General features: G+C 38.9%; 14 protein-coding genes. 7 read left to right on the top strand and 7 right to left on the bottom strand.

What is annotated here, in order from left to right; all coding sequences use genetic code 11:
- Positions 1 to 97: 97 nt before the first annotated feature.
- On the top strand, positions 98 to 1,003 hold the full coding sequence (locus tag AVJ19_RS13560; protein WP_111860214.1) for an AEC family transporter: 906 nt from the start codon (positions 98 to 100) through the stop codon (positions 1,001 to 1,003).
- 198 nt (positions 1,004 to 1,201) lie between these two features.
- Here AVJ19_RS13560 and AVJ19_RS22065 read toward each other — a convergent pair whose 3' ends face one another.
- The 7 genes from AVJ19_RS22065 to sdsA form a co-directional block, all read right to left on the bottom strand.
- The gene (locus AVJ19_RS22065) at positions 1,202 to 1,495 is read right to left on the bottom strand and encodes a hypothetical protein (RefSeq protein ID WP_162626613.1); all 294 of its coding nucleotides are present in this window, start codon (positions 1,493 to 1,495) and stop codon (positions 1,202 to 1,204) included.
- A 97-nt stretch (positions 1,496 to 1,592) separates the two neighbouring features.
- The gene (gene adeK, locus AVJ19_RS13550; protein ID WP_111860212.1) at positions 1,593 to 3,044 is read right to left on the bottom strand and encodes a multidrug efflux RND transporter AdeIJK outer membrane channel subunit AdeK; all 1,452 of its coding nucleotides are present in this window, start codon (positions 3,042 to 3,044) and stop codon (positions 1,593 to 1,595) included.
- Entirely contained in the window at positions 3,044 to 6,223 is a 3,180-nt protein-coding gene (locus AVJ19_RS13545) for an efflux RND transporter permease subunit (RefSeq protein WP_111860211.1), read from the bottom strand. Before AVJ19_RS13545 ends, adeK begins: the two co-directional genes overlap by 1 nt.
- A gap of 12 nt (positions 6,224 to 6,235) precedes the next feature.
- On the bottom strand, positions 6,236 to 7,510 hold the full coding sequence (locus AVJ19_RS13540; protein WP_111860210.1) for an efflux RND transporter periplasmic adaptor subunit: 1,275 nt from the start codon (positions 7,508 to 7,510) through the stop codon (positions 6,236 to 6,238).
- Positions 7,510 to 8,151 carry a phosphatase PAP2 family protein gene (locus tag AVJ19_RS13535; protein WP_111860209.1) on the bottom strand — a complete coding sequence of 214 codons (642 nt, stop codon included), beginning with the start codon at positions 8,149 to 8,151 and terminating at the stop codon, positions 7,510 to 7,512. Before AVJ19_RS13535 ends, AVJ19_RS13540 begins: the two co-directional genes overlap by 1 nt.
- A 162-nt stretch (positions 8,152 to 8,313) precedes the next feature.
- Entirely contained in the window at positions 8,314 to 10,365 is a 2,052-nt protein-coding gene (locus AVJ19_RS13530; RefSeq protein ID WP_213067232.1) for a site-specific recombinase, read from the bottom strand.
- 20 nt (positions 10,366 to 10,385) lie between these two features.
- The gene (sdsA, locus tag AVJ19_RS13525) at positions 10,386 to 11,369 is read right to left on the bottom strand and encodes an All-trans-nonaprenyl-diphosphate synthase (RefSeq protein ID WP_111860207.1); all 984 of its coding nucleotides are present in this window, start codon (positions 11,367 to 11,369) and stop codon (positions 10,386 to 10,388) included.
- A gap of 430 nt (positions 11,370 to 11,799) precedes the next feature.
- On the opposite strand from sdsA, the gene rplU reads away from it, so the two are divergent.
- From rplU to serS, 6 genes are all read left to right on the top strand, one after another.
- Positions 11,800 to 12,111: a 50S ribosomal protein L21 gene (gene rplU, locus AVJ19_RS13520; protein WP_010113102.1), complete on the top strand. Its 312-nt coding sequence runs from the start codon at positions 11,800 to 11,802 to the stop codon at positions 12,109 to 12,111.
- Positions 12,112 to 12,130: 19 nt separating this feature from the next.
- Positions 12,131 to 12,385, top strand: a complete 255-nt coding sequence (gene rpmA, locus AVJ19_RS13515) for a 50S ribosomal protein L27 (protein WP_111860206.1) — start codon at positions 12,131 to 12,133, stop codon at positions 12,383 to 12,385.
- Positions 12,386 to 12,603: 218 nt separating this feature from the next.
- A complete protein-coding gene (gene lolA / locus AVJ19_RS13510; protein ID WP_111860205.1) occupies positions 12,604 to 13,299 on the top strand; it encodes an outer membrane lipoprotein chaperone LolA in 696 nt (231 codons plus the stop codon).
- Positions 13,300 to 13,537: 238 nt separating this feature from the next.
- The gene (locus AVJ19_RS13505; RefSeq protein ID WP_228203367.1) at positions 13,538 to 15,010 is read left to right on the top strand and encodes a carotenoid oxygenase family protein; all 1,473 of its coding nucleotides are present in this window, start codon (positions 13,538 to 13,540) and stop codon (positions 15,008 to 15,010) included.
- A gap of 215 nt (positions 15,011 to 15,225) precedes the next feature.
- The gene (locus AVJ19_RS13500) at positions 15,226 to 16,038 is read left to right on the top strand and encodes an RsiV family protein (protein ID WP_111860204.1); all 813 of its coding nucleotides are present in this window, start codon (positions 15,226 to 15,228) and stop codon (positions 16,036 to 16,038) included.
- Positions 16,039 to 16,152: 114 nt separating this feature from the next.
- On the top strand, positions 16,153 to 17,424 hold the full coding sequence (gene serS / locus AVJ19_RS13495) for a serine--tRNA ligase (protein WP_111860203.1): 1,272 nt from the start codon (positions 16,153 to 16,155) through the stop codon (positions 17,422 to 17,424).
- Positions 17,425 to 17,485: the final 61 nt, after the last annotated feature.

Here is a 17,485-nt window from a genome sequence, read left to right as displayed (position 1 = left end):
GAAATACTTTATGAAAGTGGAAATATAAATAAAAATTTTGATAAATGGTGTAAAGTTCTTATTCTCTTGTTGCAAAATTTCGTCATCTGGATAGCACATGGCTCAGATTCTCATTTCATTGTTTCCTTTACTGGTCTTAATTGTTGGAGGAAATATCCTACAAAAAACAGGTTTTTTGAGTGATGGGTTTTGGAGTGGTGCAGAAAAGCTGAATTATTATGTGCTATTTCCTGCAATGTTGTTTGCAAATTTAGCCACGGCAACGATTCATATTGCTATGCTGCAAACCATTTTTACTGTTTTGGCTTTGGTTTTACTGATCACTTGTATCGTGCTGTATATCATTCGTGCGGTACAAAAAACCGATGCTGCACGTTTTGGTGTGTATATGCAGGGCATGGTACGTTTCAATACTTATATGGGTTTGGCGATAGTCGCAGCATTATTTAGCCAGCAAGGCTTAACGATTTTGGCGATTACTTTGGCAATGTGTATTCCTCTAGTCAATATTTTATCTGTGCTCGCCTTAACCCGTCAGGACAGTATGAATGTTAAATCTATTTTTGTTTCTTTATTGAAAAATCCACTGATTTTAGCGTGCATTGTAGGGATTATTTTTAATTTTTCAGGGCTGATTTTGTGGGCAGGTTTTGCTGATTTGATTAAGCAATTGGGGATTTGTAGTTTGCCTTTGGGTTTGCTCTGTGTCGGTGCAGCATTACAATTTATGGCATTAAAAAAACAGCTTTGGGTTTTGTTGTTAAATACTTTTGCTCGGTTGTTGATTATGCCTGCTTTGGCGTATATGGTCTGTATATGGCTGGGTTTAACTCAGCTTGAAACCCAAGTGCTTGTGCTGTTTTTTGCTTTGCCGACTGCATCTGCATCTTATATTTTAACGAAAGTTTTGGGTGGTGATCATCAACTGATGGCAGGGGTGATCAGTTTGCAAACTTTGTGCTCAGTATTAACTTTGCCTATAGTGCTGCTTTGGGTGATGTGATTTAGGCTAAAGTTTTGAACATTTATATTTGCCCACAAAAGTAATCAAAGAATTGAATTTCCAAGAAATCAGTAATTTTTTGTTGTTCTAAAATAGGCTGTGCAGCAAAGATGAAAAGGGTATCTAAATAGCAAAATTCATCCATAAGATAGAAAATGATATTTGGCAATTCACAATTGTGTAGTAATAGACATGGGCTTAATCCTGAAAAATATAAAATAATGGGTGTCTTTTGTTGCAATACTCGAAAATTTGTTTGATATAGAAGTTGCTGTGTGAGTTGTGCATCAATTGGAATATGGTAAGGAAAATCAGTTTTTTGAACATTGTTAGAAGTTGCCAATCAATTTTAGAGCTTGAACCTCTCCAAAATGGTGATAAATATTGGTTAATCACTTCTGTGATTTCAACATCTAAAATTTGGGTTGGAATATGTAAGTGATCTAAACAATCCCGAATTTCAAATAAAAGCTGTGTTCTGTGTTGTGACATTTTTTGATTTCTCATTTAATTGAGTATTTTTATTTTGCATAAAAGAAAGCCCACCGTAGTGAGCTTTCTTTATTGAGTCAAATCTGCACGTAAAAAATTACTTTGCAGGTTGCTGTTGTTTTAATTCAGCTGTTGAAGGTTGTACTACGATTTGATCTGATGAGTTGGCTTTTACGCCACCGCCAAGAGATTTGTACAACTCTACTTGATTATTTAAGTTGGCTTGTTCAAGCAACAATAAACCTTGTTCTGCTGCATAAGAGCTACGTTGAGCATCTAATACAGTTAAGAAGCTATCAATCCCTGCACGGAAGCGTGCATTTGAAAGCTTATACGTTGTATTGGTTGCATCAACCAAACGGCGTTGTGCAGAGATGCGATCACCAATGTTTTGGCGAGTTGCCAATGCATCATTTACTTCACGGAAAGCAGATTGAATTGATTTTTCATAATCAGATAAAGCAATTTCTTGATCTGTTTCAGATATTTTGATGTTGGCTTTACGTGTACCCCAATCCCAAAGAGGAATGTCGATACTTGGACCTAAAGACCAAACAAAAGCACCTGATTTAAATAAATCACTTAAATCAGTTGATGCATAACCTGCTGAACCTGTGAGGCTAATGGTTGGGAATAAACGTGCTTTTGCTGCACCAATATTCGCACCCATAGCAGAGAGTTTGTATTCAGCCGCACGAACATCTGGGCGGTGTGTTAACAAATCACTTGGTAAGCCTGAAGCTAAAGCTGCATTATTGGTGATTTTAGTGACACGTTGTGATGGCAATAAGTTTGCAGGCACTTGTTGACCCACTAAAAGGTTCAATAAGTTCTGTGCTTGTGCGATTTGCGTTTTATAATTCGCAACATCATTACGTGCAGTTTCTACTGAAACTTGTGCCTGACGTACAGGTACTTCACTGTCGATTCCTACATCAAAACGTTTTTTGTTGAGATTATATGAGTCAAGCTGTGCTTTTAATGTTTGGTCAGCAAGTTTGAGTTGTGCATTGGCAAATGAGTAATTGAGCCAAGCTTGTGCAACTTGACCAATGAGTGAAATTTGCGTTGCATCACGTGCACTTGCTGTTGCCAAATAACTATCTAAGGCATTGTCTTTTAAGCTACGCACACGACCCCAAAAGTCTAACTCATACGCAGTAACACCTAAGCCAACATTATAACGTGTTTGTGCACCAACGCCTTGATCTTGGCGTAACACACCACCACTTGCGCCAATTGTTGGCAGTTGGTTGTTTTCAGAGATTTGGTATTGTTGCTGCGCACGTTGAATATTCAATGTCGCTGTACGTAAATCACGGTTATTGGTTAAAGCAAGATCAATCACTTGGAGCAAACGTGGGTCTGCAAAAAAGTCTTTATAACCTTGTTCCGCAATAGAAGTACCCGATGCACTTTCAAGATAATTGGTTGGAATATTGGCTTGTGCTACGGGTTCTGGGCCACGCATGCTTTGACATGCAGTCAAAGCAAGCGCAAGTGCAGATACCGCAATGCCACGACCTGAAATAGACCATAGATTTTGCATCACGATTTATGCTCCTGAAGATTTTGATTTTTAGGTTTGTACTTAAAGATACTACGCACCCATACGAAGAACACAGGAATGAAGAAAATACCCAATAGTGTTGAAGTGATTACACCACCAAGTACCCCATAACCTACTGAGTGTTGACTGCCTGCACCTGCGCCACTTGCTAAAGCTAATGGCAATACACCAAAACCAAATGCCAGTGTGGTCATAATAATTGGGCGTAAACGCATTTTTGCTGCATGTAACGTAGCATCAAATAGGCTTTCGCCTTTTTCTTGCAATTCTTTGGCAAATTCTACAATTAAAATCGCATTTTTTGCTGACAAACCGATGACCGCAATAATCGCCACTTGGAAATAGATATTATTGGATAAGTTTGGATCACCTTTAATGGTTAAACCTAACCAAGTTAATATCATTGCTCCAACCACACCTAAAGGGACAACCAATAGAATAGAGAATGGTACTGACCAACTTTCATACAGTGCTGCAAGACAGAGGAATACGATTAACAATGAAAGTGCGTATAAGAATGGTGCTTGTGCGCCAGACTCACGTTCTTCTAAAGATAGACCAGTCCATTCATAGTCAAAGCCTTGTAAACCCATCGATGGTAGTTTAGCCACGATTTCTTCCATTGCAAGCATTGCATCACCAGAGCTTGTACCTGGTGCTGGTGAACCTTGAATGTTCATCGAAGAAATACCATTATAGCGCTCTAAACGTGGTGAACCATAAGTCCAAGTTCCTGTCGCAAAACTAGAGAAAGGAATCATTTCACCTTTGTTATTACGTACATACCACTTGTTCAAATCTTCAGGCATCATACGCGCGCTAGCTTCACCTTGGATATAAACTTTCTTCACACGACCACGATCAATGAAGTCGTTAATATATGAACCACCCCACGCCATACTCATGGTTGAGTTGATATCTGCAATACTTACACCCATTGCTCCAGCTTGTGCTTGATCAATGTTGATTTGGTACTGAGGCGTATCTTCTTGACCATTTGGACGTACACCTGCAAGACGTTTGTCTTGAGCAGCCATACCTAAAATTGCATTACGTGCAGCAAGAAGTTGTTCATGGCTTTGACCTGCAGAGGCTTTTAACTGGAAGTTAAAGCCAGCAGTTACACCTAATTCAGGCATAGCAGGTAATTGGAGTGGCATGACATACGATGCATCTTTTGCAATCATATTTAGCGCCATACCACGCTGAATAATACTGCCGATTTGTTGTTCAGGTGTAGTACGAACTTCCCAATCTTTTAATTTAACAAATGCAAGACCAGCATTTTGCCCCATCCCTGTAAATGAGAAACCAGAAACACTAAAGATAGACTCAACAGAGGCTTTTTCATTTTCCATGAAATAGTGCGTCATGGTATTAATGACTTTATCAGTACGGTCTAAGGTTGCATTTGGTGGTAATTGAACCAAAGTCATGACTACACCTTGGTCTTCTTCAGGTAAGAAAGACGAAGGTAACATTTTAAACAATACAACCAATACGCCAATTACCGCAGCATAAACAATTCCAGAGAACAGTTTATGATGTGTCATGAAATTGACACCCGTTTGATACTTGTCCGCAGTACGATCAAAAGCAGCATTAAACCAACGGAAGAAACGTGCAAAGATATTATTACTTGGCTTTTGATGTGGATCATGCTGTTTTAAAATGGTCGCACATAGCGCAGGGGTAAAGGTGATTGCTACAACCAAAGACAGAATCATCGCTGTCACTAAGGTGATCGAGAACTGACGGTAAATAACCCCAGTCGTTCCTCCAAAGAAAGACATTGGAACGAATACAGCTGTAAGTACCGATGTCATACCAATCAAGGCACCCGTAATTTGCTGCATTGAAAGCTCTGTTGCTGCAACTGGATCTAAATGATCTTCTTGCATTACCCGTTCAACGTTCTCCACCACAACGATGGCATCATCCACCAAGAGACCGATTGCCAATACCATGGCAAACATGGTGAGGGTATTGATCGAGAAACCAAAAATATTAATGATCGCAAAAGTACCCAATACAACAACAGGTACTGCCATGGTTGGAATAATGGTTGCACGCCAGTTCTGTAAGAACAAGAACATGACAAAGAATACAAGAATAATCGCTTCAATCAGTGTATGTACCACACTTTCAATTGAAATTTTGATAAATGGTGTTGTATCAAATGCGAGTTTATCTTTCATTCCCGTTGGGTAGTTTTTACGCAATTCAACCATACGTGCTTCAACAGCTTCTGATGTATCTAAAGCATTGGCACCTGTCGCAAGTTTAATTGCAACACCACCCGCAGGTTTACCGTTGAATTTAGAATCAAACTGATAGGTATCCGCACCTAACTCAACACGTGCAACATCACCTAAACGTACTTGTGCACCATCACTGGTGTTGCGTAGGAAAATGTTTTTGAATTGCTCAGGTGTGGTTAACATGCTCTGTGCATTGACAGTTGCATTTAGAACCTGACCTTCAATCGAAGGAGCACCACCTAATTGACCAACAGCAACCTGTGAGTTTTGTGCACGAATAGCTGCTGCAACATCGCTTGGTGTAACACCTAAGCTAGTTAACTTGGCAGGATCTAACCAGATACGCATGGCATAAGAGCCACCAAATACTTGGACTTCACCTACACCCGCAACACGACTTAAAGGCTCAGAAACATTAGAGTTTACATAGTCTTTAATGTCATTTGCAGACAAGCTATCTGATTCAGAATAGAACGCTAAAACCTGTAAGAAGCTTGCACCAGACTTGGTGACTTTTACACCTTGACGTTGAACATCTTCAGGTAAAAGCGCAGTTGCTGATTGCAATTTGTTTTGCACTTGAACTTGGGCGATATCAGGATCAACCCCTTGTTCAAAGTTCAATTGGATAGATGCCTGACCGTTCCCCGCACTGTTAGACGAGATATAACGTAAGCCATCCAAACCATTCATTTGCTGTTCAATGATCTGGGTCACTGTGTTTTCAACAGTAGACGCTGATGCACCTGGATAAGTTGCAGAAATTGTAACTGTCGGTGGTGCAATCGTTGGATATTGTGCAATAGGCATTTTTGTCAGCGTGAGAATCCCCGCTAACATAATGACCAGTGCAATCACCCATGCAAAAATCGGGCGATGAATAAAAAATTGAGCCATTGAGTCTACCCCTTATGCATTTGAAGTAGCTTTTTGTTCAGTTGCTTTATCTTGCTGAGCAGGTTGTGCTGCTCCACCTGTTTTTTGTTGAGTTGCAGCAGGTGTTGCACCTTGAGGCGCAGCAGCTTGTGGTTGATAAGGTTTAGCAACAACTTGTTGTTCAGGTTTAACTTTGGCAATACCATCGACAATGACTTTATCGCCTGTATTTAAACCTTGCGTTACGATCCAGTTTTGACCTTGAACACCCGCAGTGGTGATTGGACGTGCTTCAACTGCACCTTTTGCATTCACTAACATCGCCATAGCTTGACCTGTTGGTGTACGTGTAATCGCTGCTTGTGGAATCAAATACGCATTTGGAATGACACCTTGTACGATTTGCGCATTGGCAAACATACCAGGAAGTAACAAATGATTTGGATTTGAGAATACTGCACGTAAAGTCACAGAGCCTGTATCAGGATTTACACTGGCATCAGAAAATGCAAGATTGCCTTCCACAGGGTAGGTACTACCATCTTCAAGTTTCAAACGAACTTTGGTGTTATTACTACGGTCAATGCTGCCTTGAGCAAGTTGTTGACGTAAACGTAATAATTCAGCACTTGATTGGTTAATATCAACATAAATTGGATCAAGTTGTTGAATGGTAACCAATGCATTGGCTTGGTTTGCAGTCACTAAAGCACCTGCAGTGACACTTGAACGTCCTGACTGCCCTGAGATTGGTGAACGAACAGTTGAATAACCTAAGTCAATTTGTGCATTTTTAACCACAGCATTTGATGCAGCGATATCAGCTTCAGCCAATTTTATTTGTGCCAATAAATCATCATATTCTTGTTTAGAAACAGCATTGATCCCAACAAGCTGACGATAACGATTGGCTTTAACTTGTAGTGCATTTAAGTTTGCTTGTTGACGAACAAGCGAAGCTTTTGCATTGTCCAAATTCGCACGATTCGTACTTGAATCAATTTCATACAGAGGTTGTCCTTCACGTACAAAACTACCTTCAGCAAACAAACGTTTTAAAATCACACCACTTGCTTGTGGGCGAACTTCTGAAACTTGATAAGCTGAAGTACGACCAGATAATTCAACAGATTGTTCCACACTTTGTGGTTGAGCAACAATGACACCAACTTCTGTCGGCGGCATTTTTTGGGCAGCAGCGCCACCTTGCTGTGCATCTTTTGGATCTTTGCTACAACCCACAAGTGCAAGACTTGTTGCTAAAGCACAAGCAGTAAGGGCAGGAGCCCAAAGCTTTGCCGACATCATTATTCCACCTCGTTTAGATTTTTATCTAAAAATAATTTGTTCATATTCAACATGTGTCTCAAAAGCAAGCGCCAGATTAATGCAACCCAGAGAAAGCCAATACTCCATCCCGCCAGAACATCGGTTGGAAAATGAGCACCTACATATACCCTCGAAAATCCCATACTCAGCCACCAAACACAAGCAAAAATGATGAAGAGTTTAGCTTGTGTTTGCCGATAAAATATAAAAATAATTAAACAAGCAAGTACAGCTGCATATATGCTGTGCGCACTCGGAAATGACGCACCATAGGTTTGTACCATTTGGTACATTGCTTCAGGTCGAGGGCGATGAATATAATATTTTAATACCCAACCTACAGCCGAAGCACCTAACAGACTTAAACTGATCAATGCAATGTTTACATATTTTTTTACATACGCTTGCTGCAAACACCATAGTCCACATAAGAATAACATGACAGGTAAGCCCCCTAAGTAAGATAAGGTGACCGCAACATGACTTAAAAAATCAATGCGATGCACACTCATCCAATGTAGGATGGTATGGTCAAGTTGTTGTATATATGAAATATTTAGTCCAATACAACTTATACTGAATCCAATACAACCAAGGATGAATAGATAGGTATAAGGCATATTGACTGACCTTGCTATGATTAATCACACATGTTGAGATTAAATAGTGTGCTAAAGTGTACTTGTCAGTACACTTTTTTTCAAGTCACTATAAATGAGTAATTTATAGTAATTTCTTTTTTTTGAAGTTTTAATCATTTGCACAAAATGATAACAATTTTGCTAATGACTATTTTTATGCCCTACGGATGAATGATCTTCTACTTGTAAAGGCTGTTTCGGTGGCCAAAAAAAGTCGAGTGGGCGTGTAAAGAAATGGGTAAATACCAATTTCGCCAAAGGCTTCCATTGTTCAAAACGAACTTGTCGTGCACGCAGTGCCACAGTGATCGTTAAGCTAAAACTGACAAACAAGTTGGTCATACCGATCAGCAATACACCCAAGAAGGAAATAATAATCAGTCCAATATCAGGTGAACCATTTACAGACATTAAGCCCTGTATAAAGTTTGCCGATGCAAAGGCAATATGGCGAATATCAAGCGGTAAGCCTAAAATAAAACCTATTGTTCCCATACTACCGAGCATGATACCAAATAAAAAATTCCCTGCTAATGCGCCAAGATTACGTTCGATATAGTCTGCAAACTTATCAAGTTTAGGCTGACCTAGCCAATTCTTAAGTTTTGGATGCGCCTTTAAACGTGGACCAACTTTGCGATAAATCGCCATATTGTCAAAATATCCAGCGATGAGACCAGATAAGAATAAACATACACCTGCGATCGCAGCATGTGGTACAGCCAAAGAAGTAAATGGGTTTAAGCTGTGTAAAAGCATATTGGCTTTGGTATGCGTGAGTAAAGGCTCATGCATTGACACTTGCCAAAGCCATGTGATCAGTGCTGCGGTTGGAATTGCAATGGAAATATTCCCCAAAATCGCAATAAATTGAGTACGTATAATATTAATAATTAAACCCGCAAGTTCTGCAATTTGCGCCGTTTTTGAGCCTTTACGATGTTGAACGGTAGAAGCGAGAGCGGCGGCTGTCATCGCAGGCTGTTTGGTTGCAACAGTGAAATGCAAGACATGAATCAGCATAAAACCTAAGGCATAATTCATACTATAAATAAAGGCATGTAAAAATGGCGCTAAGATCAAGCGTGCACTCAGAATTTTTAGTGTTGCCATTGTGGCAATAATCACGCCTGCACCTGCTGCAGCCTTATACATGGCAAAAAAGCCTTTTTTGTCAGTACTTACATAATGCTCACCTGTTTTACTTGCATTTTCAGTAACTTGTAGAGCAATCAGTTCGCTGTTGGTTCTCAGCAAATGACGTACACTGGTTTCATTATAATTTGCATTGACCAAATCAATCAGAAATTCGCCACATGAAAGTGCACGAACTTTATTTTCTTCAACAATAAGATTCAGTAAAATTTCGACACGATCCAAACATTGTTCAAGCAATGATAATAAATAGGTCAAACTTAAACTGACCCCGATTCGTTTGGTCGCACGGCGAATTTTTAATACCACATCACGACATTGTTCGATCATCACTAAGGCTTGATCAGCATCAGGAGGTGGGATGACGGCGATATCATCAGCATTACGATATTGCTTTTTGTAGGCATTAATGAATTCTACAATTTCACGATTTTGCACTAAAAAAGGCGATTCATATTCACTCAGTTCAGGATAGGCATTAATAAACTCAGGATATAAACCAATACCACTAATACGATAAGACAAAACAGTGATCGCAGTGATCATTTCCCGTTTAACATTCAGTTCAGCTTGTGGGAAATGCCCTTGGGTTAAAATCAGAAAAAGCTGATTCCATTGCTCACCTTTCACATGTTCAAGCCAATAACGATCAGTTCGTTGGTGAAAAACATTGCCAACTAAATCACGAAGATCTGTTTCATCACGGAGTAAGGGTAAAAAATAAGCACCGACACGCTGTGCGAGCTGATTCCAAAAGCCATCAAGCGATAAAATACCACTATCCGCATACAAATTTGCTTGTTTGTGCTGATTAATTATTTTAAATAAATAACCTTGCACATTCAAAGCTGCGGTTGGAGTGATTAACAAGGCTTGAATAAAAGCCTGCACATTTTGCTGTGTCTGTTCTACATCATGGCTGTCACGAGGACGAATGCGATTGATGAGTTCAATGAGGAGAGATTCACTAGGAATAGCTTGAGGAGACTCAAGCTGTTCCTGCATTTTTAGAAAAATATCATTAAATTTTATATGCATAAGCAAATTATAAGTTGAGTTTATTGAATTCTATGCAACGCCAATTGTGCTAAATTAAATAAAGCTTGGCGATAAACACTTTCAGGTAAATGTTCTAAAGCGCGCATAGCAGTTTGAGTTTCTTCTGTTGCACGTTGACGACAATAATCAAGCGCACCAGAGTTTTGTACGATCTGAATCACTTCAGTTAAATGTTCAGTACCACCCGTGGCAATACTTTTACGGACAATTTCATGTTGCTCGCCCGTGGTATTTTGTAAAGCAGAGATTAAAGGTAAAGTAGGTTTACCTTCCATTAAATCATCACCAATATTTTTACCTAATGTTTCAGCATCTGAGGTGTAATCTAAAATATCATCAATAATTTGGAAAGCATTGCCAAAATGACCTGCAAATAAACGTAATGGTTCACGGTATTCAGGCTTGCCCGCTAAGATCGCTGCACCTTCAGTTGCAAGTTCAAATAAGCGTGAAGTTTTACCGTGAATAATATCTAAATAAGTCTGTTCATTTGTATCAGGTTGGTGCTGTGCTTGGAGTTGTAAAACTTCACCTTCGGCAATTTCACAAGTACCTGTTGAGAAATCTTTCAACAAGATCATATTGTCCAAATCTACCAATAAGTCAAATGCACGAGAAATCAGAAAATCTCCAACTAAAACGGCAGTTTGATTATTCCATGTTGCATTTGCAGTAGGGCGACCACGACGTAAACCTGATTCATCGACAACATCATCATGTACTAAAGTTGCGGTATGTAGCATTTCGATAATTGCAGCAAGTTTACGATACTGATCCATGTCTACATCATGTGCGCCACATGCTTTTGCTGCAAGTAAACACATGATTGGACGCATACGTTTACCACCTGCTTCAACCACATGTTTACTGACCGCCATCACCAAAGCAACTTTTGAAGTAATTCCTTCATTGATAAATGTATCCATCGCTGCAAAGTCAGTAGCAACAGGCGCGAGAATATCTTGCTTAAAGTCGATGGTCATGTGAAGGAAACCTCATACAAATGCATTTTTAAGTGACTAGTGTAAACAATTAACAACGATCAATGTTACTTTAGAAAACAGACATTGTACTGAATCTTAATGAAATGTTCTTAATTTGTCCAAAATATGATATCGATTGAATAGTTGTGTAAGTCGTTCTTTTGCGCTCCATAGTAACGGAATTCGTTTTAAAATCTATTTCAATTTTTGTAAATTTAAAAATAATCCATACAAATTCAATCACTCAAGCTTAAATACCAATTTTCTATTTGCATATTTTACATACAACTTGAATATTTAACGGAAATGGCTTGTTGTTTATGTCATTATCCCTTAAAATCCTTGCCCTTGTATAACCCCCAGTAGCGTTCGTTATAAGATCGAAATATTCCTTTTTCGGCACGACGATACGGGCAAGTTGGAGTACACTATGTACGCAGTAATCCAAAGCGGTGGTAAACAGCACCGTGTTGTTGAGGGTGAAACCCTTAAAGTAGAATTGTTGAAAGCTGAAACTGGCGCAACGATTACATTTGATGATGTATTAATGGTTGTGAATGGCGAAAGCATTCAAATCGGTGCTCCAGTTGTTGCTGGCGCAAAAGTAACTGCAGAAGTGGTTGGTCATGGTCGTCACGACAAAATCCGTATTGTTAAAATGCGTCGTCGTAAACATTACCGTAAACAACAAGGTCACCGTCAATGGTTCACTGAGTTGAAAATTACTGCGATTGCAGGCTAATCACTAGGAGTAAGTAGACATGGCAACTAAAAAAGCCGGTGGTTCGACACGAAATGGTCGTGATTCAAACCCTAAAATGTTAGGTGTTAAAATGTACGGTGGTCAAGCTGTGACTGCTGGTAACATCATCGTTCGTCAACGTGGTACAGAGTTCCACGCGGGTACAAACGTAGGTATGGGTCGTGACCATACTTTATTTGCTACTGCTGATGGCGTGATCAAATTTGAAGTGAAAGGTCAGTTTGGCCGTCGCTATGTATCTGTTGAAGTGTAAGCTTTAATGATGCAGAAAAACCCGCTTTATTGCGGGTTTTTTTATATTCAAAAAATATTAAGATTTGAAGTTGATCTTCATCATGATGAATGAATTTCTACAAATCCACCCAATAACAATACAAAACTTCTTATTTTCTCTAATATTAGCGTTAAAAATTGGTTTATGATAAATCATCTAACAAATTGCTATAGCGCAAATATATAAAAGGTGAACCTATGAACATGCTTCGTAAAACCATGAGTGCAGTCGCAATCAGTGCAGCGCTGTTTGCACCTGCAATGAGCACAACAGTTTTTGCTGCAACTGCCGCAACGGAGCAACAAGCAACCAATAACTTGGTGAAACAACTCAGCGGTATTCATAGTTTGTCTGCCAATTTTGAGCAAACCACAAAAGCTTCTGGTGGCAGTAAAGTTGCACAACAAAAAGGCTTAACAGCACAACATATGAACCAAACATTTAAGGGCGTAATGAAAGTTGCACGTCCTGGTAAGTTCTACTGGGAAACAACCTCGCCTGCAAAACAGACCATTGCAACGACTGGTAAAATGGTATGGATTTATGATCCAGATTTGCAGCAAGCTGTGCGTCAAAGTTTAGATGAACAAGTAGCAAATACACCAGCATTGTTACTTTCAGGTAATACAGCGCAAATTCAAAAAGCTTATCGTATTACTCAGCCTGACCGTACCAAAACGTATTACACCTTGTTCCCTAAAGATAAAGAGGGTGCATTCCAAAGCTTAACCATTAGTTTTGGCGTAAATAAAGCACCATCACTGATGATTTTACAAGATTCCTTAGGTCAAACAACGCATGTAAAATTTAACAATGTGAAGCTCAACCCGTCATTACCAGCTTCAACCTTTAATTTTGCACCACCGAAAGGCACGGATATTATTGATCAATAATTGATGATTGTTCATTCGCTCATAAAGTGAATGATTTGATTATTTAAAAATTGATTTGGCATGATCAAAAGCAATCTTCGGATTGCTTTTTTTATGTCTAATGAAGTTGAGCAAGGCGAGATTGATTTTTATAGAGGTCTTGAACATGTTTTGTTTTATCTCTATTTTTCAGATATAAAAGAACAAGAATAAGTTCAAAAGCTAAAAGATATTCTCTGAAATAAAAAAAGGTGCTTGAATGTCTTGTCATCAAGGTAAAAAAGAGTTTCCCTATGCAAAGATGACGACTTTTAAATCATTGAAGAATAGGGTTTTCCATAAAATAATTACAATAATTGGAACATTTTTAAGAAGACGTTCTACATCTACAGAGCATAATATTTACCAAAACATAGTCTATCAGCCCGTCGCAGAAACAGAGTTTCGTGAATTTAAAGTTGCTGGTGAAATTCCACAACATTTAAATGGATTATTGCTTCGAATTGGTTCAAATCCTGTTTATGTTCAAAATCCCACTTTATTCGATTGGTACTTAGGTGATGGAATGATTCATGGTTTGAAGTTGCAAGACGGTCAAGCCATTTGGTTTAAAAGCACCATGATTGCAACGGATCGCATTCAAAAAATTAAGAATTTACCCCAAATTGCTGGTTATCGCCGTGGTGCACATGATGTGGTCAATACCAATATTTTCCGACATGCAGGCGAATTATGGGCGGTGATTGAAGCAGGTGCATTTCCGATTTGTTTGGATGGTGAGTTGAATGCGCAACGTTATCAGTTGTTTAATAGTGATGCAGATTTACCATTTACAGCACATCCAAGAAAAGACAATAAAACAGGGCATTTGCATGCGATTAGTTATGATGCTTTGGATGCTCAAAATGCCTATTATCAAGTGATTGATGAATATGGTGATTTGATTCACCTGACACAAATCCTATTACAGCATGGTCCAATGATTCATGATTGTTTAATCACAGAATTAGATGTGATTATTTTTGATTTCCCACTGACCTATTCATTTAAGCGATTATTACAGGGTAAAAGTGTGCCATATCATTGGAATATTCAGCATACTGCGCGAATAGGCATATTGAAAAAATATGGCAATGCTCAAGATATTCAATGGATTGAAGTAGATCCTTGTTTTGTCTTTCATGCTGCCAATGCGTATCGAGATCAAACAGGACAAATTGTTTTAGATGTATTGGTGCATGATACTGATTTTGAGCATTCACAACACGCTGCTTACGAACAACAGCGGGCGAAGTTAGAAAGATGGGTTGTTGATTCAGATCTAAAACATTTAAAAAGAACAGCGCTGGATAATCGGATTCAAGAATTTCCAAAAATTGATATGCGCTTTAATGGTCTTGCGTATCGTTATCTTTATACATTAAGTTTTCCCGAATCAGGCTTATTTAACTTTCTGATTATTCATGACTTGGTTTTAAATCAATCTGTGACGTATGATTTTGGTGAAAAATGGGCGATTGGTGAAGTAAGTTTTATTGCAGAGCATGAACACTGCACTGAAGGTCAAGGTTATTTGATGATGTATTTGCATCACTTGGATGGTGAAAGTTCGAAAGTGGTTATTCTCAAAGTAAATGGTTTAGAAATTCAAGAGCAAGCTGAAATTGATTTGGGTGTTCGAGTACCTTTGGGTTTTCATTGTAATTGGGTGGGTTTAGATATTATTCAATAAATCAAAATGATAAGTTAATATTTGTGTAGATGCGGCATTGATATATGTCGGATTGTTATTGGTACATTTAAAAATTTGATTGGTTATATATTTAAACTGTTGCTGTTTTAAGCTATGAAATACGATAAAACTACACTTTTTAATTTCATTAGATAACAGAGATTTGTATAGTATCTAATTAGTAGATTTATAAAGTATAAAGGTCGAAACCAGACATGTTACTTCGTGCAAAAAAGCAATGGTTGTATGCGATTCCTGTATGTACAGCGGTTTTATTCGCAGTAGGCTGTCAAGAAAAACCCGCATCACCTACAGAGGCACAGTCAGCTAGCCAAGCCCAAGCGATACAAATTCCACTGATCCAAGCCAAAATGACCCGTGTCGAACTGTCAAAAAAACAGTCATGCGATGAAGATGGTTGTACACAATATGATTTGCAAACGGTGCAAAGCAATGTGCCTTGGATTGATGAATATTTCTTGGATCGCATTAAAAAAGATGTGCCTGTAGCATTTGAAAAAGATGCACATACAACACAGGCAGCAAGTGAGGCTGCTGATCTTAAAGGATTGAGTCAACAAAGTATTTATGTGCGCTTTATTTCTCAACAATATAATTTAGCAACATTTATGATGCAGTCGTATAGCTATGCAGCAGGTGCAGCACATGGCATGTATCATAATGAATATGTCACTTTTGATTTGACCACACAAAAGCGTTTGGCATTGACTGATATTTTAAAACCCAATGTTGAAGCCAAAGTTGCAGAACAATTATACGATGCCAATGCAAATTGGTTGACACAGCACGATATTACCCGTGAAAAATTGCAACTCAGTGATAACTATTACTATGGTCCTAAAGGCATTGTGTTTGTCTATCCACTGTATGAGTTGGCATCTTATGCAGAGGGGATGACTGAGCTGACGTTGCCATATTTGGTGGCAAAAGATTTGGTCAAAGCTGAATATTTACCAAGTTTACCTGTAGTTGAAGCGGTTGCAGAAAAAGCACCACAGGCAGAATAAGCTAATTTTTCAACCAATGAATTAAATCTATCGTGTGAGTGAGCGCTGTCACTGTATTTTTTGCAATGAAGCGCTTACACTATAGACAGTTTTTTTCTCTTATTTAGATTGACTATGATCGACCCAAAATTAATCAGAAATAATATCGAGGCTGTAAACCTAGCCTTAGCTAAACGTGGTGTACAACTTAACGTTGACGAATGGGCATCACTAGAAGCTCGCCGCAAAGACATTCAGTCGAAAACTGAAAACTTGCAAGCGGAACGTAATTCGGGTGCGAAACAAGTCGGTCAAATCAAAAAAGCAGGCGGTGATGCATCTGAAATCATGGCACGTATGTCTGCGATTGGCGATGAAATCAAAGCTGCAGAAGTTGAACTGAATGAACTTCAAGCAGAACTTGATGCAAAACTCATGTCTATTCCAAACATGCCACATGAGTCTGTGCCTGAAGGTAAAGACGAAAGTGATAATGTTGAAATTTTGAAATGGGGCACACCTCGCCAATTTGACTTCGAGATCAAAGACCATACTGATCTTGGCGAAATGATGGGTGGTTTGGAGTTTGAAACTGCAACCAAACTCACAGGTACACGTTTCAGTGTATTGAAAGGTCCTTTGGCGCGTTTGCAACGTGCGTTGACCCAATTCATGTTGGATACCCATACGCTTAAAAACGGCTATACCGAAGCCTATGTACCATATTTGGTCAATGCAGATTCTCTACGTGGTACAGGTCAATTACCTAAATTTGAAGAAGATTTATTCAAATTACAAGGTGAAAAAGAATACTACCTAATTCCGACTGCGGAAGTGCCTGTCACCAATTTCGTGCGTGATGAAATTGTTGATCCTGAACGTTTGCCATTGAAATATGCGGCACATACGCCATGTTTCCGTAGTGAAGCGGGCTCTTATGGTCGTGATACCCGTGGTTTGATTCGTCAGCATCAATTCGACAAAGTTGAAATGGTGCAAATCGTAAAACCTGAAGATTCTATGCAAGCTTTGGAAGATTTAACAGGTCATGCTGAAGGCATCTTACAAGCACTTAGTTTGCCATACCGTAAGATCGTGTTATGCGGTGGTGACATGGGCTTTGGTGCATGTAAAACTTACGATTTGGAAGTTTGGGTACCAAGCCAAAATACTTATCGTGAAATTTCTTCATGTTCAAATATGTGGGATTTCCAAGCACGTCGTATGAAAGCTCGTTACCGTGCAGACCAAAAGAAAACTGAATTTGTGCATACGTTGAATGGTTCAGGTTTGGCAGTAGGTCGTACATTACTTGCTGTGATGGAAAACTATCAACGTGCGGACGGTTCGATTGAAATTCCTGAAGTATTACGTCCGTATATGGCGGGTGCGACATTTATTGACTAAGCTTTAAAATAGTCAGTGAGATCATAAGCCAAATTCAATATTTGGCTTATTTTTTGTATAG

Origin of the sequence: Acinetobacter sp. CFCC 10889, from assembly GCF_003268395.1 — a bacterium.
Lineage (GTDB): Bacteria > Pseudomonadota > Gammaproteobacteria > Pseudomonadales > Moraxellaceae > Acinetobacter.
Note: the sequence above shows the minus strand (reverse complement) of the source record. Positions and strands in the feature narration are given on the sequence as shown.

Excerpts from the sequence above, each read along its gene's own strand:
- AVJ19_RS13560 (WP_111860214.1), top strand. The coding sequence starts at position 98 with ATGGCTCAGATTCTCATTTCATTGTTTCCTTTACTGGTCTTAATTGTT.
- AVJ19_RS22065 (WP_162626613.1), bottom strand. The coding sequence starts at position 1,495 with ATGTCACAACACAGAACACAGCTTTTATTTGAAATTCGGGATTGTTTA.
- adeK (WP_111860212.1), bottom strand. The coding sequence starts at position 3,044 with ATGCAAAATCTATGGTCTATTTCAGGTCGTGGCATTGCGGTATCTGCA.
- AVJ19_RS13545 (WP_111860211.1), bottom strand. The coding sequence starts at position 6,223 with ATGGCTCAATTTTTTATTCATCGCCCGATTTTTGCATGGGTGATTGCA.
- AVJ19_RS13540 (WP_111860210.1), bottom strand. The coding sequence starts at position 7,510 with ATGATGTCGGCAAAGCTTTGGGCTCCTGCCCTTACTGCTTGTGCTTTA.
- AVJ19_RS13535 (WP_111860209.1), bottom strand. The coding sequence starts at position 8,151 with ATGCCTTATACCTATCTATTCATCCTTGGTTGTATTGGATTCAGTATA.
- AVJ19_RS13530 (WP_213067232.1), bottom strand. The coding sequence starts at position 10,365 with ATGCATATAAAATTTAATGATATTTTTCTAAAAATGCAGGAACAGCTT.
- sdsA (WP_111860207.1), bottom strand. The coding sequence starts at position 11,369 with ATGACCATCGACTTTAAGCAAGATATTCTCGCGCCTGTTGCTACTGAC.
- rplU (WP_010113102.1), top strand. The coding sequence starts at position 11,800 with ATGTACGCAGTAATCCAAAGCGGTGGTAAACAGCACCGTGTTGTTGAG.
- rpmA (WP_111860206.1), top strand. The coding sequence starts at position 12,131 with ATGGCAACTAAAAAAGCCGGTGGTTCGACACGAAATGGTCGTGATTCA.
- lolA (WP_111860205.1), top strand. The coding sequence starts at position 12,604 with ATGAACATGCTTCGTAAAACCATGAGTGCAGTCGCAATCAGTGCAGCG.
- AVJ19_RS13505 (WP_228203367.1), top strand. The coding sequence starts at position 13,538 with ATGTCTTGTCATCAAGGTAAAAAAGAGTTTCCCTATGCAAAGATGACG.
- AVJ19_RS13500 (WP_111860204.1), top strand. The coding sequence starts at position 15,226 with ATGTTACTTCGTGCAAAAAAGCAATGGTTGTATGCGATTCCTGTATGT.
- serS (WP_111860203.1), top strand. The coding sequence starts at position 16,153 with ATGATCGACCCAAAATTAATCAGAAATAATATCGAGGCTGTAAACCTA.